The following is a 21,161-nucleotide window of genomic DNA, read 5'->3' as shown; positions in this document are numbered from 1 at the left end:
ATTCAAGGGGCGGACGTCACGCCCAGCATTTCCACCATCAGTTCGATCTGGCACGCCAGCATCGGCGCGCCGTAGTGAACTTTGCAGCCGCGCGCCTGCGCGGCCACGAGCAGCGCCGTGTCCCGGGGCTGCATGATGACCTCGCACACGAGTTGGTCGGGCGTCAGGCGGCTGGTGTCCAAAGGCAGCGGATCGCCCTCCTTCATGCCCAGCGACGTGCCGTTCACGACCAGGTCATGGCCAGAGGGGTCGGCGTTGCCCACCGAGATCTGCGCGTCCGGATGCAACGACAGGATGCGCGCCTTGAGGTCTTCAGCCTTGGCGGGGGTGCGGTTGGCGATGGTCAGGCGCGAAACGCCGGCCTGCACGAGCGCGAAGCCGATCGCATTGGCCGCGCCGCCCGCGCCGGCGAGGTACACGCTCTTGCCTTCGGGCGCGACGCCGCAACTGCGCAGGCCGCGCACAAAGCCTTCGCCATCCAGCATGTGCGCCACCAGGCGTCCGTCCGCCTCGCGCCGCAGCACGTTGGCCGCGCCGATCTTGCGCGCGACGGGCGTGGCTTCGTCGGCAAGGTCCAGGATGGCGGTCTTGTGCGGCACCGTGACGATCACGCCGCCCAGGTTTTCCAGGCGGCGCAGGCCCTCGACCACGGCGGCGAGGTTTTCGGGCCGGGCGTGAAAGGGCACGCACACGCCGTCGAAGCCGATCTTGGCGAAGTGCTCGTTCATGCGCTGCGGCGTCTTCACGTGGTGGATGGGGTCGGCCAGGATGCCGAACAGGCGCGTGTTGCCGCTGATTTCCTTCATGAGCGTCTCCGTTTCAATGCTTGATGAATTCGCGCGCGACGTCGGCGATGCCCGCGGCGTCGAGCTTGTAGTGGGCGTACAGGGTCGTGGGCGGAGCGATGAGGCTGTATTCGTCGTAGATGCCATGACGGCGCAGCCGCGTGCCCGTGCCCGCGTCGGCCAATACCTCGGCCACCGCCGACCCCAGACCGCCCAGCACATTGTGCTCTTCGACGGTCATCAGCAGGCGCGACTGCCCGGCGGCCTTCAGTACGGCGTCGCGGTCCAGCGGCTTGATGGTGGGCATGTCGATGACGCCCACGGACAGCCCCTCGGCGCGCAGCGCGTCGGCGGCGGCCAGTGCGCCATGCAGCGTGATGCCGCAGGCGATCAGGGTGAGGTCGCTGCCTTCCGCATGCACGATGGCGCGTCCGAATTCGAAGGGCGCGCCATCCGCATAGACCTGCGGATCGCGGCCGCGTCCGATGCGGAAATAGATGGGCTCGGGCCAGTTCGCCGACGCCTTGATGGCGGACGCGAGTTGCGGCCCGTCTGCGGGCGACACCACGGTCAGTCCGGCCAGCGCGCGCATGGTGGAGATGTCTTCGGTGGCATGGTGCGAGGTGCCGTAAAACCCCAGGCTGATGCCGGTATGGTGGCCGATCAGGCGGACCGGCAAGCGGGTATAGGCGACGTCCATGCGGATCTGTTCGCAGCACAGCAGACCCAAGAAGGACGCGAACGTGGCGACAAAGGGCATCATGCCCGTGGTGGCCAGGCCGGCCGCGGCCGACACCATGTTCTGCTCGGAAATGCCGAACTGGACGTAGCGGTCGGGATAGGCCTGGGCGAAGCGGTTCAGGCCGTTGGAGTATTGCAGGTCGGCCGAACCCGCGACGACAGGATGGCCGGCTTTCACCAGATCGATCAACGCGTCGGAAAGATACGACAGCCCGGGGTTCACCGCGTTGAGCGCGCGGTACTGCCAGGAATCGGGAGAGAGGACTTGTGCCTGTGCCATTCAGATCTCGCGGGAAAGGATTTCGTCGGCGGCGCTCTGCGCATCTTGCGGCGCCAGGTAGCCCAGGTGCCAACCCGGTTCGGTTTCCATGTAGGACACGCCCTTGCCCTTGATCGTCCTGGCGATCACGCACGCCGGCCGGGCGCGCGCGTCGTCGGCCCGCAGCCGGCGCAGCAGGGCGGTCAGCGCCGACAGGTTGTGGCCGTCGACCTCGTGGACCTCCCAGCCGAACGCCCGCCACTTGTCCGGCAGGGATTCCACGCCCATCACGTCGTCCACCTTGCCATCGAGCTGATAGCCGTTGCGATCGACGATGGCGACAAGGCGCGACAGGCGGTTATGCGCGGCGAACAGCGCAGCCTCCCAGACCTGCCCTTCCTGCATTTCGCCGTCGCCCAGCATCACGAACACGTTGAAGTCGCGCCCGCTCATGCGCCCGCCCAGCGCCATGCCGACGCCATTGGACAAGGCGTGGCCGATGGAGCCGGAGCTGAAGTCCACACCGGGCACCTTGGTCATGTCGGGGTGGTCGCCCAACGGGCTGCCCAGCCGGGTGTAGCCGTCCAGCATGTCGCGGCCGATGAAGTCCAGGTCCGCCAGTACCGGGAACAAGCCGACGGCGGCGTGGCCCTTGCCCATGAGGAAGCGGTCGCGATCTGGCCAATGGGGCTCGCCCCGGCGCAGGCGCATCACGTCGTAGTACAGCGCGGCGAAGATCTCCGCGCAGGAAAACACGGAACTGTAGTGGCCGACCTTTGCGATTTCGATGAGCCGGATGGTCTCCAGCCTGATATGGCGGGCCTTGTCCCGCAGCATCGCGATTTCCCCTGAAGCGGGGGCATCCTGACCCAAGCGCATGGCGTCTCCTCCTGTCGTATGGATATATGATATATAATATACTCACTCTGCGCGAATTGGCTACGCCGGGCTAGAATCCAACCTGGATTCACCCCGCATCCTCCATACAGCAAGCTAGAAACGCCATGCCCAGCCTCAAACCGGTCAAAAAAGAGAACCTTTCCGTCAGGGTCTATAACGAAATCCGCAATGCCCTGATCAATGGGCAATACGAACCTGGCGAGCGCCTGATCATCGGGGAACTGGCGCAGGAAATGGGCGTGTCGATCACGCCCGTGCGCGAAGCCATTTTCCGGCTCATCAGCGAGCAGGGGCTGGAGATGCAGGCCGCCACCGCGGTGTACGTGCCCTACGTCAATTCCGAAAAGCTGCGGGAAATCCAGCAGATCCGCTTTCACCTCGAAGGCATGGGCGCGGCCGAGGCCGCGCAGCACATCACGCGCAAGCAGCTCGACAACCTGATCGCCCTGCAGCGGGATTTCATCTCGTGCACGTCCACCGATCCCAAACGCGCCAGCTACCTGAATCGCAAGTTTCACTTTGCCATCCTGGAAGCCAGCAACAAGCCCATCCTGCGCAACACCGTGGAGTCGTTCTGGGTCATCACGGGCCCCATTCTCAAGGTGTTCCACATCAAGACGGCGGGGCTGGACTACTCGCTGGACGAACATCGGCACGAGGCCGTGATCGAGGCCCTGGAAGCGCGCGATTCGGAAGCCGCCCGCCAGGCCATCCAGGCCGACCTGGTGTGGGGCGGAAAGATCATGATCGACTGGCTGGTCGAACGCGAAAAAGAACTCGACTACCGCCCCCCCGGGGCCCGCAAATAGGGAGATGCCATGCTGAAGATTTTTGGAGCGCCCAGCCGCTATATCCAGGGCTCGGGCGCCCTGGACACGCTGGGACAATATGCGGCGTTGTTCGGGCGGCGCGCCGCCCTCGTCATCGACGGCTATGTCCATGGCGTGCTGGGTCCAAGAATCGAAGCATTGTGCGCGGCGCACGGCGTGGCGCTTTCGCCGCTGATCGTGGAAGGCGACCTGACGCCAGAGGTCATCGAGGGCCTGCGCGCGCAGGCCGCGCCGGCGGGCATCGACATGGTCATCGCGGTCGGCGGCGGCAAGTCGCTCGATGCCGGCAAGGCGGTGGCCAAATCGTCGCATTGCCACCTGATCACCGTGCCCACCGTGGCGTCCAACGATGCCCCCACCAGCAAGAACTACGTGCTGTACGACGCGCATCACAACCTCCTGGCGGTCGAGCACATGCTATTCAACCCCACGATCGTGCTGGTCGACACCGCCATCATTGCCACCGCGCCCGTGCATTTCTTCCGGGCCGGGCTGGGCGATGCCATTTCCAAGAAGTTCGAAGCCGAGCAATGCGCGCGCAATGGCGGCAAGAACATGTATGACGCGGCGCCGCTGCTCACGGCCCAGCTCATTGCCGACGGCTGCTTGCGGACGCTGCTTGCCGACGGCGCCGACGCGGTCGCCGTGGCGGGCACCGGGCAGCCCACGCCGGCGTTCGAGCGCGTGGTGGAAGCGATGATCCTCATGAGCGGTCTCGGATTTGAAAGCGGGGGCCTGTCCATTGCCCACGCGTTGACGCGCGGGCTGCCAAAGATCACCGGCGTGCCGACAGCCCTGCACGGCCTGCAGGTCGCCGTGGGCCTGCTGGTGCAATTGGACCTGGAGAACCGCGGCGACGGCTTGCTGGCCGACCTGAAGCAGTGGTACGCCCAGGTGGGCTTGCCCGTTTCGCTGCGCGAACTCGGTGCGCCCGCCGCGCCGCCGGACGCGGAACTGTCGCTGGCGGCAGACCTCAGCCTGAAGGCCCGCCACGCCTCGAACTTTGATCGCACGCTGGATGTGAACACGCTGGCCGACGCGCTGCGTCGCTACGCCTGACCTGCGGCGGCCGGCGGGGCCGACCGCCGGCCGGGCGCGCCCCGCCCCACCCGGCGTGCGCGTCAGAACGCCACTTTGTCCCTGCCCTTCAGGCCCAGCTTGGCCCGCGCCTCGTCGGGCGTGGCGATCTCCAGGTTGAGCGCTTCGAGGATGCCGCGGATGCGTTCCACCTGCATCCGATTGGATTCGGCCAGTTGTCCCGGACCGATCCAGAGCGAGTCCTCCAGTCCCACCCGCACGTTCGAGCCCATGGCCGCGCCGATGGTCGCCAGCGGCATCTGGTTGCGGCCCGCGCCCAGGATCGACCATTCGTAGTCGTCGCCAAAGAGGCGATCGGCGGTGCGCTTCATGTGCATCAGGTCTTCAGGATGCGGACCGATGCCGCCCAGGATGCCGAACACGGACTGGATGAATGGCGGCGACTTGACCAGGCCCCTGTCCACGAAGTGGGCCAGGTTGTAGAGATGGCTGATGTCATAGCACTCGAACTCGAAGCGCGTGCCGTTGGCGTTGCCCAGCGTCAGGATGGATTCGATGTCCTGGTAGGTGTTGCGAAAGATCAGCGAGCGGCTGTTTTCCAGGTGCTCGCGTTCCCAGTCATGCTTGAAGTCCTGGAAGCGGTCCAGCATGGGGAACAGGCCGAAGTTCATGGATCCCATGTTCAACGACGCCAGCTCCGGCTTGAACGTGGTGGCCGGCCGCATGCGCTCTTCGACCGTCATGTGAGGGCTGCCGCCCGTGGTGATGTTGATGATGGCGTCGGTCTCGCGCTTGATGCGTTCGAGGAAAGGCTGGAACAGCACCGGATCCTGCGAAGGCTTGCCCGTCTGGGGATCGCGCGCATGCAGGTGCAGCACCGCGGCCCCGGCCTGGGCCGCGCCGATGGCCGCCTCGGCGATCTCGTCGGCCGTGACCGGCAGGTGCGGCGACATGCTGGGCGTATGGATGGCGCCCGTCACGGCGCAGGTGATGACGACTTTCGGTTTCGGTTTAGCCATGGTTGTCTCCGTTGCTTTGTTTGTGACGCATCAGGCGCATCAGCATGTCGTCGCGCCAGAAGCGGCGCGCGGGCAGATCCTCGGCGGGCAGCAGGCTGCGCCGCTCGTCGGACAGGGTGTCGATCAGCGCCCCCTCCCAGGCCACGCATTCGTCTTGCGTGGCACCGATGGACCGGTAGAGGTCACCGTAGCGCTGGCAGTAGTCGGCAATGCCGCCCGGCGCATTGAGGTCTATGGTTTCAAACGGCCCCATGAAGGCCCAGCGCAAGCCCAGCCCGTCCTTCACGGTGGTGTCGATGTCCTCGGCGCTGGCGATGCCCTGGCTGGCAAGCCGGAAGGCCTCGTGCAGCAAGGCGCCCTGCAGCCGGTTCAGGATGAAGCCTTCGATTTCGCGGCGGACCAGGACCGGCTTCTGACCGATGCTGGTCATGATCTCGCGCGCGCCCGTCAGCGCTTCGGGGCTGGTCCAGGGCGCGGGGCACAGCTCGACGACCGGGATCAGGTAAGGCGGGTTGACCGGATGGGCCACGAGGCAGCGATGCCTGCCCGCCAGATGGTCGGTGAACTGGCTGGCCGGAATGCTGGACGTGGAACTGCCGATGATGGCGTGGGGCTCGGCCAGGGCATCCAGTTCGGAAAACAGCTGGCGCTTGATCTGCACCTTTTCCGGGGAATTTTCCTGGATGTAGTCGGCGCCCGCCAGGGCTTCCTGCAGGCTGGCTGCCGTCTGCACGCGGTCGACGATGGCGTCCGCGCCCACCAGCAGGCCCTGCGTTTCCAGTTCCCGCAACTGTTGCAGGATCAGGGTGCGCGCCTCGGCCAGCATGGCGGCGTTGACGTCGTACAGCCGCACTTCCCAGCCCATGCGCGCAAAGACGATGGCCCAGCCCTGGCCGATCAGGCCGGTTCCGATGATGGCGGCGCGCCGCGCCGCGGTGGCGGCCTCCATCAGTAGAGCTTCTGCGTGAAGCCATCGACCACGATGGCCTGGCCCGTCACGCTGCGGGCAGCCTCGCTGGCGTTGAACAACACCATGTTGGCGATGTCGCGCGCGGTGACCATGCGCCCCAGCACGGCCTGGTTCTCGTACTGGGCCGCGATCTCTTGGACCGGGCGTCCCAGCGTTTCGGCCTTGGCCGCGATGACGGCGCGGATGCGCGGCCCTTCGACGGCGCCCGGCAGAATGGCGTTGACGCGGATGCCGTAGCCGCCCAGCTCGATGGCCAGGGACTTCGTGAAGCCGATCACCGCCCACTTTGAAGCCGAATACACGGACCGTCCGGCGAAACCGAGATGGCCCGCGGCCGAGGACAGGTTGATCATCACGCCGGCCTTGGACTCCTTGAGCAGCGGGATGGCCTGGCGGGCGCACAGGAACTGGCCCGTGATGTTGACGGCGAGCGTGCGGTCCCAATCGGCCTTGGACAGGGTTTCGACGTAGCCGGTCGGACCCGCGACGCCCGCGTTGTTGACCAGGATATCCAGCCCGCCCAGCGTTTCCTTGACCGCGGCAAAGAGCTGTTCAACGCTGGCCTCGTCGGACACGTCCGCCCGCGCCACCTGCACGCCGGGCAGTTCGGCGGGCAAGGCGGCAAGGCGCGCTTCATTGACGTCGCACACGAAAACCGCGGCGCCGGCGTGGTGAAAGACCTTGGCCATTTCCAGCCCCAACCCGTCTGCGCCGGCGGTGATCAGCACCTTCTTGCCGGTGAAATCAACTTCCTCGAACATGCTTTTGTCTCCTAGGACTGTTCTGAAAAGCGCGATTCATCATATACGATATATGATAAAAACAGCTATTCTTGAGGCAGTCATGCGGCGCTTGGAACCACCTTAAAGCTACATCCGCGTGACGGAATTTTGTCGGTAGATTTTTCGTAGATCGGCCGCTAAGGCTTTATTCATGCGGTTTCAGGGAATTCCCTGATTCGTCATACAGCGACCGACACTAGAATCAAAGGCGAGGGTTTTCGCCTCGCCGGCGCATATATCATATATACAAAAAGACGGACGGCACGTAGATTCAGTCCGCATTCCATACCAACAAAGGAGCGTAGACAGTGTTCAAGTTCAACAAAATTGTTTTGGCGCTGGGCGTGTGCGGCGCGCTGGCAAGCGGCACCGCAGCGGCCGACATGAAGGTGGGCGCCCTCTTCCCGTTCAGCGGCGCGCTTGCGCTGCTTGGCCAGGAAAGCTACCGCGGCCTGGAACTGGCCGTGAACGAAATCAACGCCGCGGGCGGGGTCAACGGCGAGAAGATCGAAATCGTCAAGGCCGACGCCGTGGATCCCACACAGGCCGTGTCGGAAACCAAGCGCCTCATTTCCGCCAACGTGGTCGGCGTGTTCGGCAGCTACGCCTCGGGCATTTCGTACGCGGCCTCGCCCGTCACCGAGCTTGCCGGGGTGCCCTACTTCGAACTGGGCGCCACCGCCCACAAGATCACCACGCGCGGCTACCAATACCTGTTCCGCAGCAATCCCAACACCGCGCTGTACGGCGTTTCCGTCGTGAACGCGCTCCACGAGACCATCGCTCCCGGCATGGGCCTTAACCCCAAGGACATCCGGATCGGCATCATCCACGAGGACGGCCCCTACGGCACCGACGTCGCGGCCACCGAAAAGAAGCGTGCGCAGGAACTGGGCTACAACGTGGTCGAAGTCCTGCCGTATTCTGCCAAGACGGTCGACCTGTCATCGCTAATCCTGCGGCTCAAGGGCGCGAAGGCCGACGTCGTGCTGCAGACGGCCTATCAGAACGACGCCATCCTCTTCTTCAGCCAGGCGCGCGCGGCGGGCTTCAAGCCCAAGGTCGTGATCGGGGCGGGCGGCGGCTACTCGCTGGCCGACACCGCCAAGGCGGTGGGCGCCGACATGAACGGCGTGTTCGACCTGGACTTTCCGCAGGCGTCCATCAATCCGGCCGGCGCCCCCGGCCTGGACAAGTTCCTGCAGGCCTACCGAAGCACCTACAAGAGCGACCCTCAGTCCGGCCACAGCCTGACCAACTACGTGGGCGCCAAGGCGTTCTTTGAAGCCATCGGCAACGCCAAGTCCACCGACAAGGACAAGATCCGCGCCGCGGTGCTGGCCTACAAGAAGCCCGCCGGCCAGACGGCCAACGGCTGGGGCTTCGACTTCGGCGAAGACGGGCAGAACAATGCGTCCACGTTCTACGTGATGCAGTGGCAGGACGGCAAGCTCGTCACCATCGGCCCGGAAAACCTCGCTCTCGGCAAGCCCATCTTCAAGAAATAAAGCGCGATGCCAGCGGCCGGACGCCCGGGCCTCGCGGCCCCGGGGCGCGTCCGGCCTTTCCCGGGGCTTGGGCGCCCCGTCCCTGGACGCTGCGGGACAGGGACGGAGCGCCTCCCGCACTTAAAGGTTGCACCATGGAATTATTCATTCAACTGGTCATCAATGGCCTGTTGCTGGGCGGCGCATACACCATCATCAGCCTGGGGTTGACGCTGATTTTCGGCGTCGTGCGCGTCGTGAACTTCGCGCATGGCGAATTCCTGATGATAGGCATGTACATGGTCTATCTGATCGCGGCGCATTTTGGCGTCCATCCCTACGCGGGGCTGATCCCGGTGGCGGTCATCCTGTTCGCGCTGGGCGCGCTGACCCAGAAGGGCATCATCCAGCCGCTGCTGCATGCCGACCAGCACATCCAGATCTTCGCCACGGTGGGCGTGTCCACCATTCTCCTGAACCTCGCGCTGGTGATCTTCGGCGCCAACGTCTATCGCGCGCCGGTCGAACTGGGCACCAACGCCATCGACGTGGGTCCGTACTCGATGGTCACGGGCCAGCTCGTCACCTTCGTGATCGGCCTGACGCTGGCCGTGCTGCTGCACCTGTTCATGCACCGCACCTACCTGGGCCGCGCGCTGCGCGCCGTGGCCCAGCACCGCTATGCGGCCACCCTGATGGGCGTGAACGTCAACAACGTCTACGCCATCGCCTTCGGCCTGGGCACGGCGTTCGTCGGCATCGCCGCGGGCCTGCTGGCCCCGCAGTACCCCGTGTTTCCCACGGTGGGCACCTACTTCGTGCTGACGGCCTTCGTGATCGTCGTGCTGGGCGGCCTGGGCAGCCTGTACGGCGCCGTCGCCGGCTCCATGATCATCGGCATCGTCGATACGCTGGCGGGCTTCTACATCGCGCCCGACCTGAAGGAGGTTGTCTATTTCGGGATCTTCCTCTTGATCCTTGTCCTGAAGCCGAACGGCCTGTTCGGCGTCGGTACCGAGTGACCCGGAACAACAAGGAGCAAGACGTGTTTCCCGACTTTCGACACCCCAAAACCTACGTCAGCCTCATCCTGCTGATCGTGATGTTCCTTGTGCCCGTCGTCATGGGCACCCCTTTCTGGACCAACCTCTTCGTCCTGCTGTTCGTGTTTTCCGCGCTGTCGGTCGCGTGGAACATCGTGGGGGGCTATGCGGGCCAGCTTTCCCTGGGACACGCCGTGTTCTACGGGATCGGCGGCTACACGGCCACCCTGCTGACCCAGAACTTCGGCATCTCGCCGTGGATCGGGATGTTCGCCGGCGCCGCCATTTCCGCGGCGGTCGCCGTCCTGATCAGCTATCCCACGCTGCGGCTGCGCGGCCCCTTCTTCGCGCTGGCGACCATCGCCATCCTCGAGGTGGTGCGCCTGCTGGTCATCCACGAGGAAAGCTGGACCGGCGGATCGAGCGGCATCAGCCTGCCCTTGAACATCGGTTGGGCGTGGATCGTGTTCCGCGAAAAGATCAACTACGTGATCATTGCGTTTGGCCTCTTCGTGATGGTGACCTGGGTCTCGTGGTACATCCGCAAGTCGCGCATCGGGCACTACCTGATCGCGATCCGCGAACGCGAGGACGCGGCGCTTGCGGTCGGCATCCACACTGTGCGGGTCAAGATCATCGCGGCCGTCGTCTCGGCCGTGCTGACCAGCATCATCGGCACCTTCCACATCACCTACCTCACCTTCGTCGACCCCAGCTCCGCGTTCTCGCTCGAATTGTCCATCCAGGTGGCGATGTTCGCGCTGATCGGCGGACTGGGCACCGTGTCCGGTCCCATCGCCGGGACCTTCCTGGTGCTGCCCATCGCCGAACTCGCGCGCGGCTGGCTCAGCAGCGTGGGCAACGGCATGCATGGCCTGATCTACGGCCTGATCCTGGTGGCGGTGGTGCTGACAATTCCGCGCGGCCTGGCCGGCGCGTTCGGTCCCTTCGTCGAGCGCCTGTTGGCCAGGCTGCCTTACCTGGGCACGCCCCGCCCCAAGCTCAAGCTCGCCGACGAGATCCGCATCCGCAACGCGACCCGCACCGACCGGCCCGTGCTGAAGGCCGAAGGCCTGTTCAAGAGCTTCGGCGGCCTGCGCGCCACCAACGATGTGTCGCTGACGCTCAACCAGCACGAGATCCTGGGCATGATCGGTCCGAACGGCGCGGGCAAGACCACGGTGTTCAACCTGCTGTCGGGCTTCCTGTCGCCGGACAAGGGCGATATCTCGATGCTGGACGCCAAGGGCAACTGGGTCGTTTGCCGGACGCCCGACGCCTTTGCGCACCAGGGGCTGGGGCGCACGTTCCAGATCGCCAAGCCGTTCACGGGCCTGACGGTGCTTGAGAACATCATGCTGGGGGCGTTCATCCACACGTCCGACCGGGACGAGGCCGAACAGATCGCGCTCAAGGTCGCCGAGCAGACCGACCTGGTGAAGTACCTGAACACCGAGGCGCGCAGCCTCACCGTGGGCGGCATGAAGCGCCTGGAGGTGGCGCGCGCGCTGGCCATCAAGCCGCGCATCCTGCTGCTGGACGAGGTGATGGCGGGCCTGAACCCCACGGACATCGAAAAATCCATCCAGATGATCCGGCGCATCCGCGATTCGGGCGTATCGGTGCTGCTGATCGAACACATGATGCAGGCGACGATGGCGCTGTCGGATCGCATCATCGTCCTGAACGAAGGCGGCGTGCTGGTCAGCGGCGCCCCGAAGGACGTGGTCGAGAACCCCGCCGTCATCGAAGCCTATCTGGGCAAGGAGTTTCAAGATGCTTAAGGTGTCGAACCTGACCTCGGGTTATGGCAAGAGCCAGGTGCTCAACGGCCTGGATTTCGAGGTGAACGCGGGCGAGATCGTCACGCTGATCGGCGCCAATGGCGCGGGCAAGACGACCACGCTCAAGACGCTGTGCGGCGTGATCCCCGCCACGCAGGGCAAGGTGGAATTCGAAGGCCAGGACCTGACCAACCGCGAGCCCTACGACATCGTTGACGCCGGGATCACCATGATCCCCGAGGGCCGCCAGCTGTTTCCCCACTTCACCGTGCGCGACAACCTGCTGATGGGCTCGTACAAGCGCGCGGCGCGGCCCATCGTCGAGCGCAAGCTTGAAGAGGTGTTGCGCATCTTCCCGCGCGTCAAGGAGCGCATGAGCCAGTACGCCGGATCGCTGTCGGGCGGCGAACAGCAGATGGTGGCGATCGCGCGCGGCATGATGTCCGATCCGAAGCTGCTCGTGTTCGACGAGCCCTCGCTTGGCCTGTCGCCGCTGCTGGTGCAGCAGATGTTCGACATCATCCGCGACGTCACCGCGCATGGCGTCACGGTGCTGCTGGTAGAGCAGAACGTCTTTCGCACGCTGCGGCTGGCGGATCGCGGCTATGTGCTTGAAAACGGCGCCATCGTGCGCACGGGCACGGGCGAGGAGCTGCTCAGCGATCCCCATGTCAAGAAGGCCTACCTGGGCCACTGAATCCAAGGACCAACGTCTCATGTCTTTACGCTGCACATTCATCGACCATGGCAAGGGCGGCGCGCCCGATTGCATGCGCATTGCCGAGCGCGACATGGAGGCGCCCACGGGCCGCCAGGTGCTCATCGAGGTCGCCTACGCCGGCGTCAACCGCCCGGACGTGCTGCAACGGTCGGGCTCCTACCCCCCGCCGCCGGGCGCCTCGCCCTATCTGGGCCTGGAGGTGTCGGGCACCATCGTGGCCGCCGGCCCCGACGTGCAGGCCTGGAAGGTGGGTGACCAAGTCTGCGCGCTGACGCCGGGCGGCGGCTATGCCCAGTACTGCCTTGCCGACGAACGCCACTGCCTGCCGGTTCCGCACGGTATGGACCTGCTGACGGCCGCGGCGATTCCCGAGAACTATTTCACGGTGTGGACCAACGTGTTCGACCGCGCGCGCCTGGCCGCGGGCGAGAAATTCCTGGTCCACGGCGGCTCCAGCGGCATCGGCCTGACGGCCATCCAGCTCGCGCGCGCCTTTGGCGCAGAGGTCTGGACCACCGTCGGCAACGCGCAAAAGGCGGATGCCTGCCTCAAGGCCGGCGCGCACCACGCGGTGCTGTACCGCGACACGGACTTCGAATCCGCGGTGCGCGAGGGCACCGGCGGCGCGGGCGTCGACGTGATCCTGGACATGGTGGGCGGGGCCTACATCAACCGGAACCTGCGGCTGCTGGCCCTGAACGGCCGGCTGGTGCAGATCGCCTTCCTGGAGGGCAGCAAGGCCGAGATCGACGCACTGCCCATCATGACCAAGCGCCTGCAGTTCACCGGATCGACGCTGCGCCCGCGCTCCGACGAGGACAAGGGCGCCATCGCGCAATCGCTCGTGGAAAAGGTGCTGACGCTCATGGCGCAGGGAAAGTGCCTGCCCCTGATCCACGAAGTCTTCCCGCTGGCCGAGGCTGCGCGCGCGCACGCGCTCATGGAAAGCAGCAGGCACATCGGCAAGATCATGCTGCAGGTGCGGCCATGAGTGCGGCGATGAATGGGGCCATGCATGCGCGCTTTACGGACCAGACCGTCATCGTCACGGGCGCGGTGGGCGGCATCGGCGGGGCCATCGTCCAGGCCTTCCTGGCCGAGGGCGCCCGCGTCGGCCTCATCGATTTCAACGCGCAAGGCGGCCAGGCCGTTGAAAGCGCGCTGCGCAAACGCGGCCACGACGTATGCTTCGTGCCCGCCGACGTCGCGCATTTCGACCAATGCCAGGCCGCCTACGAGCGCATCACGCAGGAACTGGGCGCCGCGACCGTCCTGGTGAACAACGTCGGCATCTCGCCCAAGACGAACGGCCGCGCGCTGAAGGTCTGGGAAATGCCGCCCGCCGAATGGAACAACGTCGTCTCGGTCAACCTGAACAGCGTGTTCTACATGACCCACCTGGCCACGCCGCACATGGTGCGGGCGCGGCAAGGGCGGGTGATCAACATGTCGTCGGTGGCGGGCAAGGCGTATTGCGACATCGTGGCGGCGCATTACGCCGCCACCAAGGCGGGGCTGATCGGGCTGACGCGCCATTGGGCCGCCGAACTCGGCGAACATCAGGTCACGGTGAACGCCCTGGCGCCCGGGCGGATCAGCACGCCCTTGCTGAAAAGCGTGCCGCAGGAGATCAATGACGCCGTGGCCGCCGTGACCGCGCTGCGGCGGCTGGGCACGCCCGAGGAAGTGGCCGACGCCTGCCTGTTCTTCGCATCGGATCAGGCCCGCTTCGTGACCGGCCAGGTCCTGGACGTGGCCGGCGGCTGGCTCATGACCTAGCAAAAAGGCCCGCCCGCGGAGCACCGCGAACGGGCCGATCTGCGGGCTTGCGCCGAGGACGCGTCAGTCCTGCACGCCCAGGCGGTAGACCACCGTATCCAGGCGGCTCACGCCGGCTGACTGGAACTTGGGCTCCTTGTCCAGGATGTCGCGGCGGTCGATGATGACGGCGGGCGACACATCCGCGAAGATCGCCTGCACTTCACTGTCCGCCACCGAAAACGGCGGGCCCGCCATTTCGTCCTGCGGGTAGTCCAGGGTGATCAGCAGGCCGCGATAAGTCGGCGCCAACTGGCCGTAGACGTGGCGCACGTAATCCGCACGCATGGCCAGCGGCAGCGCGACCAGGGCCGCGCGGTCGTACACGCCCACGCAATGCGACAGGACCTGGGCGTCCATCTTGAAGATGTCGCCGCAGACGATCTCGATATTGCCGGCCACGTAATGGGTGCCGTATGCGGAGTCGTGCGTGACGGCACGAAGCTCGTTTTCGGCGAAGAACTGTTCAACCGCGAGCTGCGACAGCTCGGCTCCCAGCACCTGATGGCCCTGCGCCGCCAGCCACACCATGTCCAGCGATTTGCCGCAAAGCGGGACCAGCACCTTGCCGCCCTTGGGCACGCCCAGCGTCGGCCAGTATTTCTGCAAGAGGGGCGTTACCCGCGACTGATGAAAATGCGTGCGCCCTTCGCGCCACCGTTCCAGCCAGAATTCTGCGTCCATGTCTTGTCTGCTCCTCCTAGGAATGCCCGGCGCTCGAGCGTGGCCCAGGCCTGGGCCTGGGCCGGGTCGCATGACCGCGCGCCGATGCCACTGCGGGATTGTATGCCCGGGCCCGCCCCGGCGCTTTTAGGCATGGCGGCGGGCTTCCGGTATCTTATGACCCCGCCTTTCACGCCCGCGACCCGCCATGCTACGCCGCACCCTCCTTCTGACCCTGGCCGGCCTGTCCGCCGCACCGCTGCGCGCCCTGGCCTCGCCCGGCCGCGACGCCATCATCCGCGAGGTGTTCGCGGCGCCGCGGGACAGCCTGCCGTACACCGCGCAGCACGTTGCGCTGATGCGCCTGCTACGCGTGCAGTGGATGCCGGTCGAATCCGGCGCGCCCGCCATCGATTTTGAACAGCCGCTGCTGGGAGGCGAGGATACGCTTGCGGTTGCGCGCGGCGCCCTGGGAACGACGGACGACGCGCTGGCGGTGCGCCGGATGGCGCAAGTGTGCAGGCTGGTGCCGCGCTATGTGGGGTCGATCGGCAGGCTCGCGCCCGGCCGCTATGACGTGCCCGAGGCAATGCGCGCGGCCTTCGACTTTCCGGAAAGCGGCGTGGACAGCCAGGGCAGGTTTGCGCTGCGTAAGGAACACCTGATTCTGCTGCGGGCCGCCGTGTGGCGCGAGGCCGACAGCCCGGCGCTGCAGGCCGTCCTGCGCGAAGGCGACCGCTTCTGGCCGATGCCCTATATCGACGGCAAACGGCCGTACGGCAACGCCAGCTTTTACCAGGTCGACATTGCCCGGTTGCTGGGCGAGCCCTATTCCCTGGACGCCGACGGCTACGCCATCACCGAGCCAGCGAAAGACGCCCGCCTGGCACGCCTGCATCACGAAACCCTGGCGGCGCTCCAGGTGTTCCTGCGGCATTCCACCGCCGCCAAGCCCAGGCGGCAAAGCTCGGCGAGAGCCGGCTAGTTGCGGCCGGCGAGGTGCGGCCGGCCAGGCGCGGCCGGCGAGGCGCTTGCCTATGCGCGATGCATGAAGTGCCGGATGTCGTCCGTGATCGGCACCGCGGCCAGCAGCATCAGCAGGAGCGCCAGCGGCCAGGTCGATCCGAAGCCGAAGTTGAAGAACGAATACGCGCCCGTCACCCCGCCCACGAAGAACAGCGTGACCATGAGGCTCAGCACGATGAGCTTGCCCCGGTCGGCCAGCACGCGCGGCATCGCCTCTGCGCCGCCTTTGGCGACGTTCCAGTAAAACAGCTTGCCCAGTTCGATGCCGATGTCGGTCACCATGCCTGTCACGTGCGTGGTGCGGATCTCGGACCGCGAGACCTTGGTGATCATCGCGTTCTGCAGGCCCATGATGTAGCACAGCAGCATCACCGTCCCCGGCACGTAGAACCAGCGCAGCGTCTCCAGGTTGGCGCCCAGCAGGCCAAAGACGAGCAGCAGCACCGCCTCCAGCAGCAGGGGTAGCGCGTATTCGCTGGCAAGCCGGGACCTGCGCCCGAAGTTGATGAGAAAGGCCGAGCTGGCCGCCCCCGCCATGAAAGACAGCAGCGCCCCCAGGCCCTGCAGCACGACGACGATTCCGCCTAGCGCCATGTGGTCGGCCATCATCGACACAATGCCGGACATGTGCGAGGTGTACTGCTGGACGGCCAGGAAGCCGCCGGCGTTGACGGCGCCGGCGGTGAAGGTCAGCAGGTAAGCGAGATGGCGGTTGGCTTGGGGGCTGCGGCTGACGGCCGTCAGCCGGCGCAGATACGGGATGGTCACGCCGGTCCTTTCAATCAAGAACACATGCACGGCGGTGCGGTGCGAAACACATTCTAGACGGGGTGTACCCGGGTCGATCAAGGCCTGGAGACGGGAAAGTACACGCCGCCCAGGGCGCCGTTGAGCCCGCAATACGGCCGTCCCGCCGCGTCCTCGGCGCCGGCCGGCGCGCGTTCGGCCAGCGCCAGGCCCGCCCCCTTGCGGACCAGGGTCAAGGTCCAGCCTTCGGCGTCGATTGTTTCGACCACCAGCGCGCCGCCCTTGACGGCGCCCACGCCCCGGACGTCGCACACCCAGCGTCCGTTTTCCGGGTGCGCCGCGGAGCCGTCGAATGACAGGCGGCCGTCGGGCTGCTTGCGGATCGAGATGCCGCCCGCGAGATTCTCCCAATCCCCTTCGAAGCCCTGGCGCCGCTTGAACACCAGGGATGCGAGGAAGTCGTCGCGGTACTTCAGCCGGTCGGCCAGTTCCTTTTGCGGCGTGCCGTCGCCGGGGGGAGACGCATAGGCCTCGTCCCGGACCTGCACGAACCAGCGCTGGTCTTCGGTAAGCGCCTTGGCGGTCGCCGCATCGAAGGATTTACGCGCCTTGCCGAAGCGGTTCCCGATGCTGGCGTCCTGGTCGGCCAACGCGCCGTCCGCGCAGATCGCCTTTTCGACCGCGCTCCGGGCCTTCGCGCAATCGAACGAGGGCCGGCCGGCCGCCCAGGCCGCGGGACTGCCCAGCCCAATGCCCAGCCCAACGCACAGCGCAAAGCACAGGGCCGGCGCGCGCACCAGGCGATTCATAGCGAAAACTCCCGCAGGTTCTCAACCCGCGCAGCCAGGCCGTCCGCACCCAGATAGTGGCCCAGCTTGCCGGCGCGCACGCGCTTGAGGTCTTCCTGGTAGCGGGTGGCCATGGCGTCGCGCTCCTGGGCGTAAGCGTCGGCGATGCCTGCGCCGCAGGCCCGCGCCACGAGGCGCGCGGCGTCGGGCGAGCCGCAGGCCACGCAACGCGCCACGCCCAGGGCATCGGCCACGGCGCCGCGCGCCAGCAGCCCGGCCACCAGTTCCGCGGGCGGCTCACGATCGAAGCGGTGGATGGCGGTGGCGCTGACCAGCGCTCCCGCGTCCAGCAGCGCCTGCGCCGCGCCGAAGGCATGCTGCGTCAGGGCGACGTCCACCGGCTGGGCGCTGCCGTGCAACGGCGCATCAAAGCGGACACCCTGCTCCGCCAGGCGCCGCACGAGGCCGGCGTCGTCATGCGCCAGGGCATGCCGCAAGGCCAGCGCGGCAAGACCGGGCCTGTCGGCCAGCGTGCCGGCTTCGAGCGGGGTGCGCCAGTCCACCTGCGCCCGTCGGTAGAAGGCGGCCACGCGGTCGGCCAGCGACTGGGGCATGCCATGCGCCGACACGCGTTCGTCCAGGTACTCCAGCACGCGCACGCCGGTGCTGTCCTCGTCTTGCTCGGGGTCCGCTTCCAGGCACAACGCGGCAAAGGCGCCGTACAGGTCCGTGGCGATGGTCGCGATGCTGTCCTGCTGCAGGGCATGCGTCCAGCCCGGCAGGCCCTGCTTCCAGGCGACCACGCTGCCCGCGCGCGGCCCCGGCTCGACGACGACGTAGATGCGGTCGCAATATTCGAAGCCGCCGATCGGCAGATAGCGCAGCTTGCCGTTCCAGGCCGCGCCATCCTGGTCCGCGGCGTCTTGCGCGCATTCCTGCTCGTGCTCGATCCAGCCCCGCAGATCGCGGTAGTGCTGGCTGCCGTCGTAGAACAGCTCGGACCAGCTCAAGGCCTCTTCATTTCCGTCCATCTGCGTCCGCAGGTCATACGCCAGCTCGCCCCCGGCGGTAAGCCGCCACAGGTCGAGCAACGCTTGCGGGAGCGGCCCCTCGCACTCGGCCTGGATCTCGGCGATGCGGGCATCGGCCAGGGGCGGTTGCACGTCGATCAGCACGCGGTCGGCGAAAACCGCGATGCCGTGCTCGCGCAGGGCCAGCAGTTCACCGGCGGTAAAAAACTCACTCATGTTGGCGCTTCAAGAATGGAACTGGTGCGATTTTACTAGCGGGTGGTGACGCATCACCGCCCTAAGATGGCCGACCGCGGTTGGCGTACAGAGTTTGTCCTTGGCCCTCCACATGAGCATCGGCCGCCCGTCCATTCCCGAGCGCAAGCCGGATCAGGCCGCGCCCGACTCGCGCAGTTGCTGGCGCCGGAATTCGCCCTGGCGCACGTGCATCCAGCCCGGATATTCCGGCGCAAGCGCGCTGACTTCATCCAGCGCCGCCAGCTCTTCCTGCGTCAACCGGATGTCCGTGGCCGCCAGGTTGTCCTCGAGCTGGTCGACGCGCTTGGCGCCGATGATGACGCTGGTGACGACCGGCTGGTGCAACAGCCAGGCAAGCGCGATCTGCGCCACCGAGACGCCCCGCGTGTCCGCGATCTGCCGCATGGCGTCGACGGTGTCGTAGGCGCGCTCCCGGTCCACGGGCGGGAAATCGAACGCCGCCCGGCGGCTGCCGGCTTCGGCTTCGCCGTCGCGGCGGTACTTGCCGCTCAGCAGCCCGCCGGCCAGCGGACTCCAGACCATCAGCCCGACGCCTTCGCTCTGCAGCATGGGCGCCAGTTCCCGCTCCAGGTCCCGGCCCGCGATCGTGTAATAGGCCTGCAGCGACTCGAAGCGCGCAAGGCCCAGGCGTTCGGCAATGCCCAGCGCCTTCATGATCTGCCAGGCCGCCCAGTTGGAGACGCCGACATAGCGCACATGACCGTGCTGCACCAGGGTGTCGAGCGCCCGCAGGGTTTCCTCGATGGGCGTGGCGGGGTCGAAGCCGTGGATCTGATACAGGTCGATGTGGTCCAGTTGCAGGCGCGACAGGCTCTTTTTGACGCTATCCAGGATATGAACGCGCGAATTGCCCCGGGCGTTGACGCCCGCGCCCGTCTGCCCGAAAACCTTGGTGGCGACCACCACGTCGTCGCGCGCGACCTTCAGGTCGCGCAAGGCCTGGCCGGTGATGATTTCCGAGCGGCCCTCGGAATAGACGTCCGCCGTGTCGATGAAATTGACGCCGGCCTCCAGCGCGCGCCCGACCAGCCGGTTGGCGTCTTCCTGTTGCAGGTTGCCGATCTTGCTCCAGAGTTCGCCTTCGCCACCGAAAGTCATGGTGCCCAGGCACAGCTCCGAGACGAACAGGCCCGTGCTGCCGAATTTCTTGTATCGCATGTTTGCTCCTTCAGGGGCTGGCGGGCACGCCGGCCCCCGGAACGGGGACCGCTGCGGCAACCTGCCGGGGGAGCAGACAGTATGCGTCCGGGTCAGCTCGCACGCGCTGCTCGATCCTGCCCTTTTTTTGCCCGATTCTCCGGCGCCGCGGCCTGGGCACCGGAACCCGCCGTTTTCTCCGAAATTCCTGCCTGATTCTCCATTCCCCTGGGCGGCCCGCCACGCGCACTGACCGATGGCAATACACTGACAGGCACCCAATTCTCTGCCGCCGCGGCGATTCCCGCCTGCGGCAGGCACGCAACGGGAGTCCCCCAATGTCCCTGAATCCTGCCCGATCGGGCGAGCCGGCCTACGCGGTCCAGGACGCCGCCTGCGAACTTGCCCGCGCCGAGCTGCTATGCACGCTGGAGCGCATGACCGGCGCCCTGGAAGGGGCGCTGGATACGCCGATCGAGGGCCTGTACCTGCACCGGCTGTCGCAACCCACCGGCGCCAAGCCAGCCCTGCAAAAGGCCGCGCTGGCGGTCATCGCGCAGGGGTCGAAGCGTCTTTTCATCGGCGACGAGACCTATGAATACGATCCCTTCCATTTCCTGATTTCGTCGGTGGACCTGCCGGTGGTGGCCAAGGTGTCCGTCGCCAGCCCGACCCTGCCTTACCTGGGCTTGCGGCTGGACCTGAACCCCGAGGAGATCACCGCGCTGATCAGCGACGAGAACCTGCCGCCGCTGGTCCCCGCGGAAACCTCACGCGCCCTTTGCGTCAATCCGCTGGGCGGCACGCTGCTGGACGTGGTGGTGCGCCTGCTGCGGCTGCTGGACACCCCACGCGACATCCCCATCCTCGCCCCGATGATCAAGCGCGAACTGCTGTATCGCCTGCTGATGAACGGCCAGGGCGTCGTGCTGCGCCAGACGGTCTTGCAGGACAGCCAGCTCAACCGCGTGGCCAAGGCGATCCGCATCCTGCGTGATAATTTCGCCCAGCCGCTGCGGGTGGAGGAGATCGCGCGCGACGTGCACATGAGCGTGTCGTCGCTGCACCACCATTTCAAGCAGGCCACCGCCATGAGCCCGCTGCAGTACCAGAAGCACCTGCGCCTGCAGGAAGCGCGGCGCCTGATGCTGACGGACGACGCCGGCGTGGCGCTGGCGGCGCATGCGGTGGGTTACGAGAGTTCGTCGCAGTTCAGCCGCGAGTACAGCCGCCTCTTCGGCGCGCCGCCCTTGCGCGACAAACAGCGCTGGAAGGACGAAACCGCGCTGGCCGCCTGAAGCGGGCCGCCCGCCCCCTACCCCCACCCGGATTGA

The 21,161-nt window shown here is 66.4% G+C and carries 21 protein-coding genes; 10 read left to right on the top strand and 11 right to left on the bottom strand.

The window, feature by feature from the left end:
• Positions 1 to 2 precede the first annotated feature (2 nt).
• The 3 genes from BMW75_RS10405 to BMW75_RS10395 are packed head-to-tail and all read right to left on the bottom strand — an operon-like array spanning position 3 to position 2,664.
• On the bottom strand, positions 3 to 806 hold the full coding sequence (locus BMW75_RS10405) for a shikimate dehydrogenase family protein (RefSeq protein WP_076515582.1): 804 nt from the start codon (positions 804 to 806) through the stop codon (positions 3 to 5).
• Between the two features lie 13 nt (positions 807 to 819).
• Entirely contained in the window at positions 820 to 1,806 is a 987-nt protein-coding gene (locus BMW75_RS10400) for a transketolase family protein (RefSeq protein ID WP_092579083.1), read from the bottom strand.
• The gene (locus BMW75_RS10395) at positions 1,807 to 2,664 is read right to left on the bottom strand and encodes a transketolase (RefSeq protein WP_092579081.1); all 858 of its coding nucleotides are present in this window, start codon (positions 2,662 to 2,664) and stop codon (positions 1,807 to 1,809) included. It abuts the gene before it with no gap.
• Positions 2,665 to 2,789: 125 nt separating this feature from the next.
• Here BMW75_RS10395 and BMW75_RS10390 point away from each other — a divergent pair, with 125 nt between their 5' ends.
• Both BMW75_RS10390 and BMW75_RS10385 read left to right on the top strand, forming a co-directional pair.
• Positions 2,790 to 3,494, top strand: a complete 705-nt coding sequence (locus tag BMW75_RS10390) for a GntR family transcriptional regulator (protein ID WP_076515588.1) — start codon at positions 2,790 to 2,792, stop codon at positions 3,492 to 3,494.
• 9 nt (positions 3,495 to 3,503) lie between these two features.
• A complete protein-coding gene (locus BMW75_RS10385) occupies positions 3,504 to 4,574 on the top strand; it encodes a glycerol dehydrogenase (protein WP_092579079.1) in 1,071 nt (356 codons plus the stop codon).
• Between the two features lie 62 nt (positions 4,575 to 4,636).
• On the opposite strand, the gene BMW75_RS10380 is transcribed toward BMW75_RS10385, so the two are convergent.
• Genes BMW75_RS10380 through BMW75_RS10370 form a run of 3 tightly spaced genes read right to left on the bottom strand, consistent with a single transcriptional unit; the run spans position 4,637 to position 7,303 of the window.
• Positions 4,637 to 5,572, bottom strand: a complete 936-nt coding sequence (locus BMW75_RS10380; RefSeq protein ID WP_092579077.1) for a 3,5-dioxohexanoate:acetyl-CoA acetone transferase — start codon at positions 5,570 to 5,572, stop codon at positions 4,637 to 4,639.
• The gene (locus BMW75_RS10375; RefSeq protein ID WP_092579075.1) at positions 5,565 to 6,521 is read right to left on the bottom strand and encodes a 3-hydroxyacyl-CoA dehydrogenase; all 957 of its coding nucleotides are present in this window, start codon (positions 6,519 to 6,521) and stop codon (positions 5,565 to 5,567) included. Before BMW75_RS10375 ends, BMW75_RS10380 begins: the two co-directional genes overlap by 8 nt.
• Positions 6,521 to 7,303 (bottom strand): SDR family oxidoreductase, encoded by a 783-nt coding sequence (locus tag BMW75_RS10370; protein ID WP_092579073.1) that lies wholly within the window; start codon positions 7,301 to 7,303, stop codon positions 6,521 to 6,523. The genes BMW75_RS10375 and BMW75_RS10370 overlap by 1 nt, the downstream gene beginning before the upstream one ends.
• A gap of 329 nt (positions 7,304 to 7,632) precedes the next feature.
• Between BMW75_RS10370 and BMW75_RS10365 the strand changes: the two genes are divergently transcribed.
• The 6 genes from BMW75_RS10365 to BMW75_RS10340 all read left to right on the top strand — a co-directional run bounded on the left by BMW75_RS10365 (position 7,633) and on the right by BMW75_RS10340 (position 14,138).
• Complete coding sequence (locus tag BMW75_RS10365; RefSeq protein ID WP_076515598.1) at positions 7,633 to 8,832, top strand: ABC transporter substrate-binding protein; 1,200 nt, start codon at positions 7,633 to 7,635, stop codon at positions 8,830 to 8,832.
• 134 nt (positions 8,833 to 8,966) lie between these two features.
• Positions 8,967 to 9,833 carry a branched-chain amino acid ABC transporter permease gene (locus BMW75_RS10360; protein WP_092579071.1) on the top strand — a complete coding sequence of 289 codons (867 nt, stop codon included), beginning with the start codon at positions 8,967 to 8,969 and terminating at the stop codon, positions 9,831 to 9,833.
• A 23-nt stretch (positions 9,834 to 9,856) separates the two neighbouring features.
• Positions 9,857 to 11,638 carry a branched-chain amino acid ABC transporter ATP-binding protein/permease gene (locus tag BMW75_RS10355; RefSeq protein WP_092579138.1) on the top strand — a complete coding sequence of 594 codons (1,782 nt, stop codon included), beginning with the start codon at positions 9,857 to 9,859 and terminating at the stop codon, positions 11,636 to 11,638.
• On the top strand, positions 11,631 to 12,335 hold the full coding sequence (locus BMW75_RS10350) for an ABC transporter ATP-binding protein (RefSeq protein WP_076515602.1): 705 nt from the start codon (positions 11,631 to 11,633) through the stop codon (positions 12,333 to 12,335). Before BMW75_RS10355 ends, BMW75_RS10350 begins: the two co-directional genes overlap by 8 nt.
• A 19-nt stretch (positions 12,336 to 12,354) precedes the next feature.
• Positions 12,355 to 13,350, top strand: a complete 996-nt coding sequence (locus tag BMW75_RS10345) for an NAD(P)H-quinone oxidoreductase (protein ID WP_092579069.1) — start codon at positions 12,355 to 12,357, stop codon at positions 13,348 to 13,350.
• 20 nt (positions 13,351 to 13,370) lie between these two features.
• Entirely contained in the window at positions 13,371 to 14,138 is a 768-nt protein-coding gene (locus BMW75_RS10340; RefSeq protein WP_092579136.1) for an SDR family oxidoreductase, read from the top strand.
• 63 nt (positions 14,139 to 14,201) lie between these two features.
• Here the strand turns inward: BMW75_RS10340 and BMW75_RS10335 are convergent, their stop codons facing one another.
• A complete protein-coding gene (locus BMW75_RS10335; RefSeq protein WP_092579067.1) occupies positions 14,202 to 14,861 on the bottom strand; it encodes a thiopurine S-methyltransferase in 660 nt (219 codons plus the stop codon).
• Between the two features lie 187 nt (positions 14,862 to 15,048).
• Here BMW75_RS10335 and BMW75_RS10330 point away from each other — a divergent pair, with 187 nt between their 5' ends.
• Positions 15,049 to 15,825, top strand: coding sequence for a hypothetical protein (locus tag BMW75_RS10330; protein ID WP_092579065.1), 777 nt, complete (start codon positions 15,049 to 15,051; stop codon positions 15,823 to 15,825).
• A gap of 50 nt (positions 15,826 to 15,875) precedes the next feature.
• Here BMW75_RS10330 and BMW75_RS10325 read toward each other — a convergent pair whose 3' ends face one another.
• From BMW75_RS10325 to BMW75_RS10310, 4 genes are all read right to left on the bottom strand, one after another.
• Positions 15,876 to 16,634 (bottom strand): YoaK family protein, encoded by a 759-nt coding sequence (locus BMW75_RS10325; protein ID WP_076521736.1) that lies wholly within the window; start codon positions 16,632 to 16,634, stop codon positions 15,876 to 15,878.
• A gap of 77 nt (positions 16,635 to 16,711) precedes the next feature.
• A complete protein-coding gene (locus tag BMW75_RS10320; protein WP_092579063.1) occupies positions 16,712 to 17,422 on the bottom strand; it encodes a lysozyme inhibitor LprI family protein in 711 nt (236 codons plus the stop codon).
• A complete protein-coding gene (locus tag BMW75_RS10315) occupies positions 17,419 to 18,648 on the bottom strand; it encodes an SMI1/KNR4 family protein (RefSeq protein ID WP_092579061.1) in 1,230 nt (409 codons plus the stop codon). The genes BMW75_RS10320 and BMW75_RS10315 overlap by 4 nt, the downstream gene beginning before the upstream one ends.
• Positions 18,649 to 18,801: 153 nt before the next feature.
• Entirely contained in the window at positions 18,802 to 19,848 is a 1,047-nt protein-coding gene (locus tag BMW75_RS10310) for an aldo/keto reductase (RefSeq protein WP_092579059.1), read from the bottom strand.
• A gap of 317 nt (positions 19,849 to 20,165) precedes the next feature.
• Here BMW75_RS10310 and BMW75_RS10305 point away from each other — a divergent pair, with 317 nt between their 5' ends.
• Positions 20,166 to 21,125 (top strand): AraC family transcriptional regulator, encoded by a 960-nt coding sequence (locus BMW75_RS10305; protein ID WP_092579057.1) that lies wholly within the window; start codon positions 20,166 to 20,168, stop codon positions 21,123 to 21,125.
• Positions 21,126 to 21,161 lie beyond the last annotated feature (36 nt).

It is taken from the genome of Achromobacter sp. NFACC18-2 (assembly GCF_900108985.1).
Lineage (GTDB): Bacteria > Pseudomonadota > Gammaproteobacteria > Burkholderiales > Burkholderiaceae_B > Achromobacter.
This window is presented reverse-complemented; position numbering and strand designations above follow the sequence as displayed.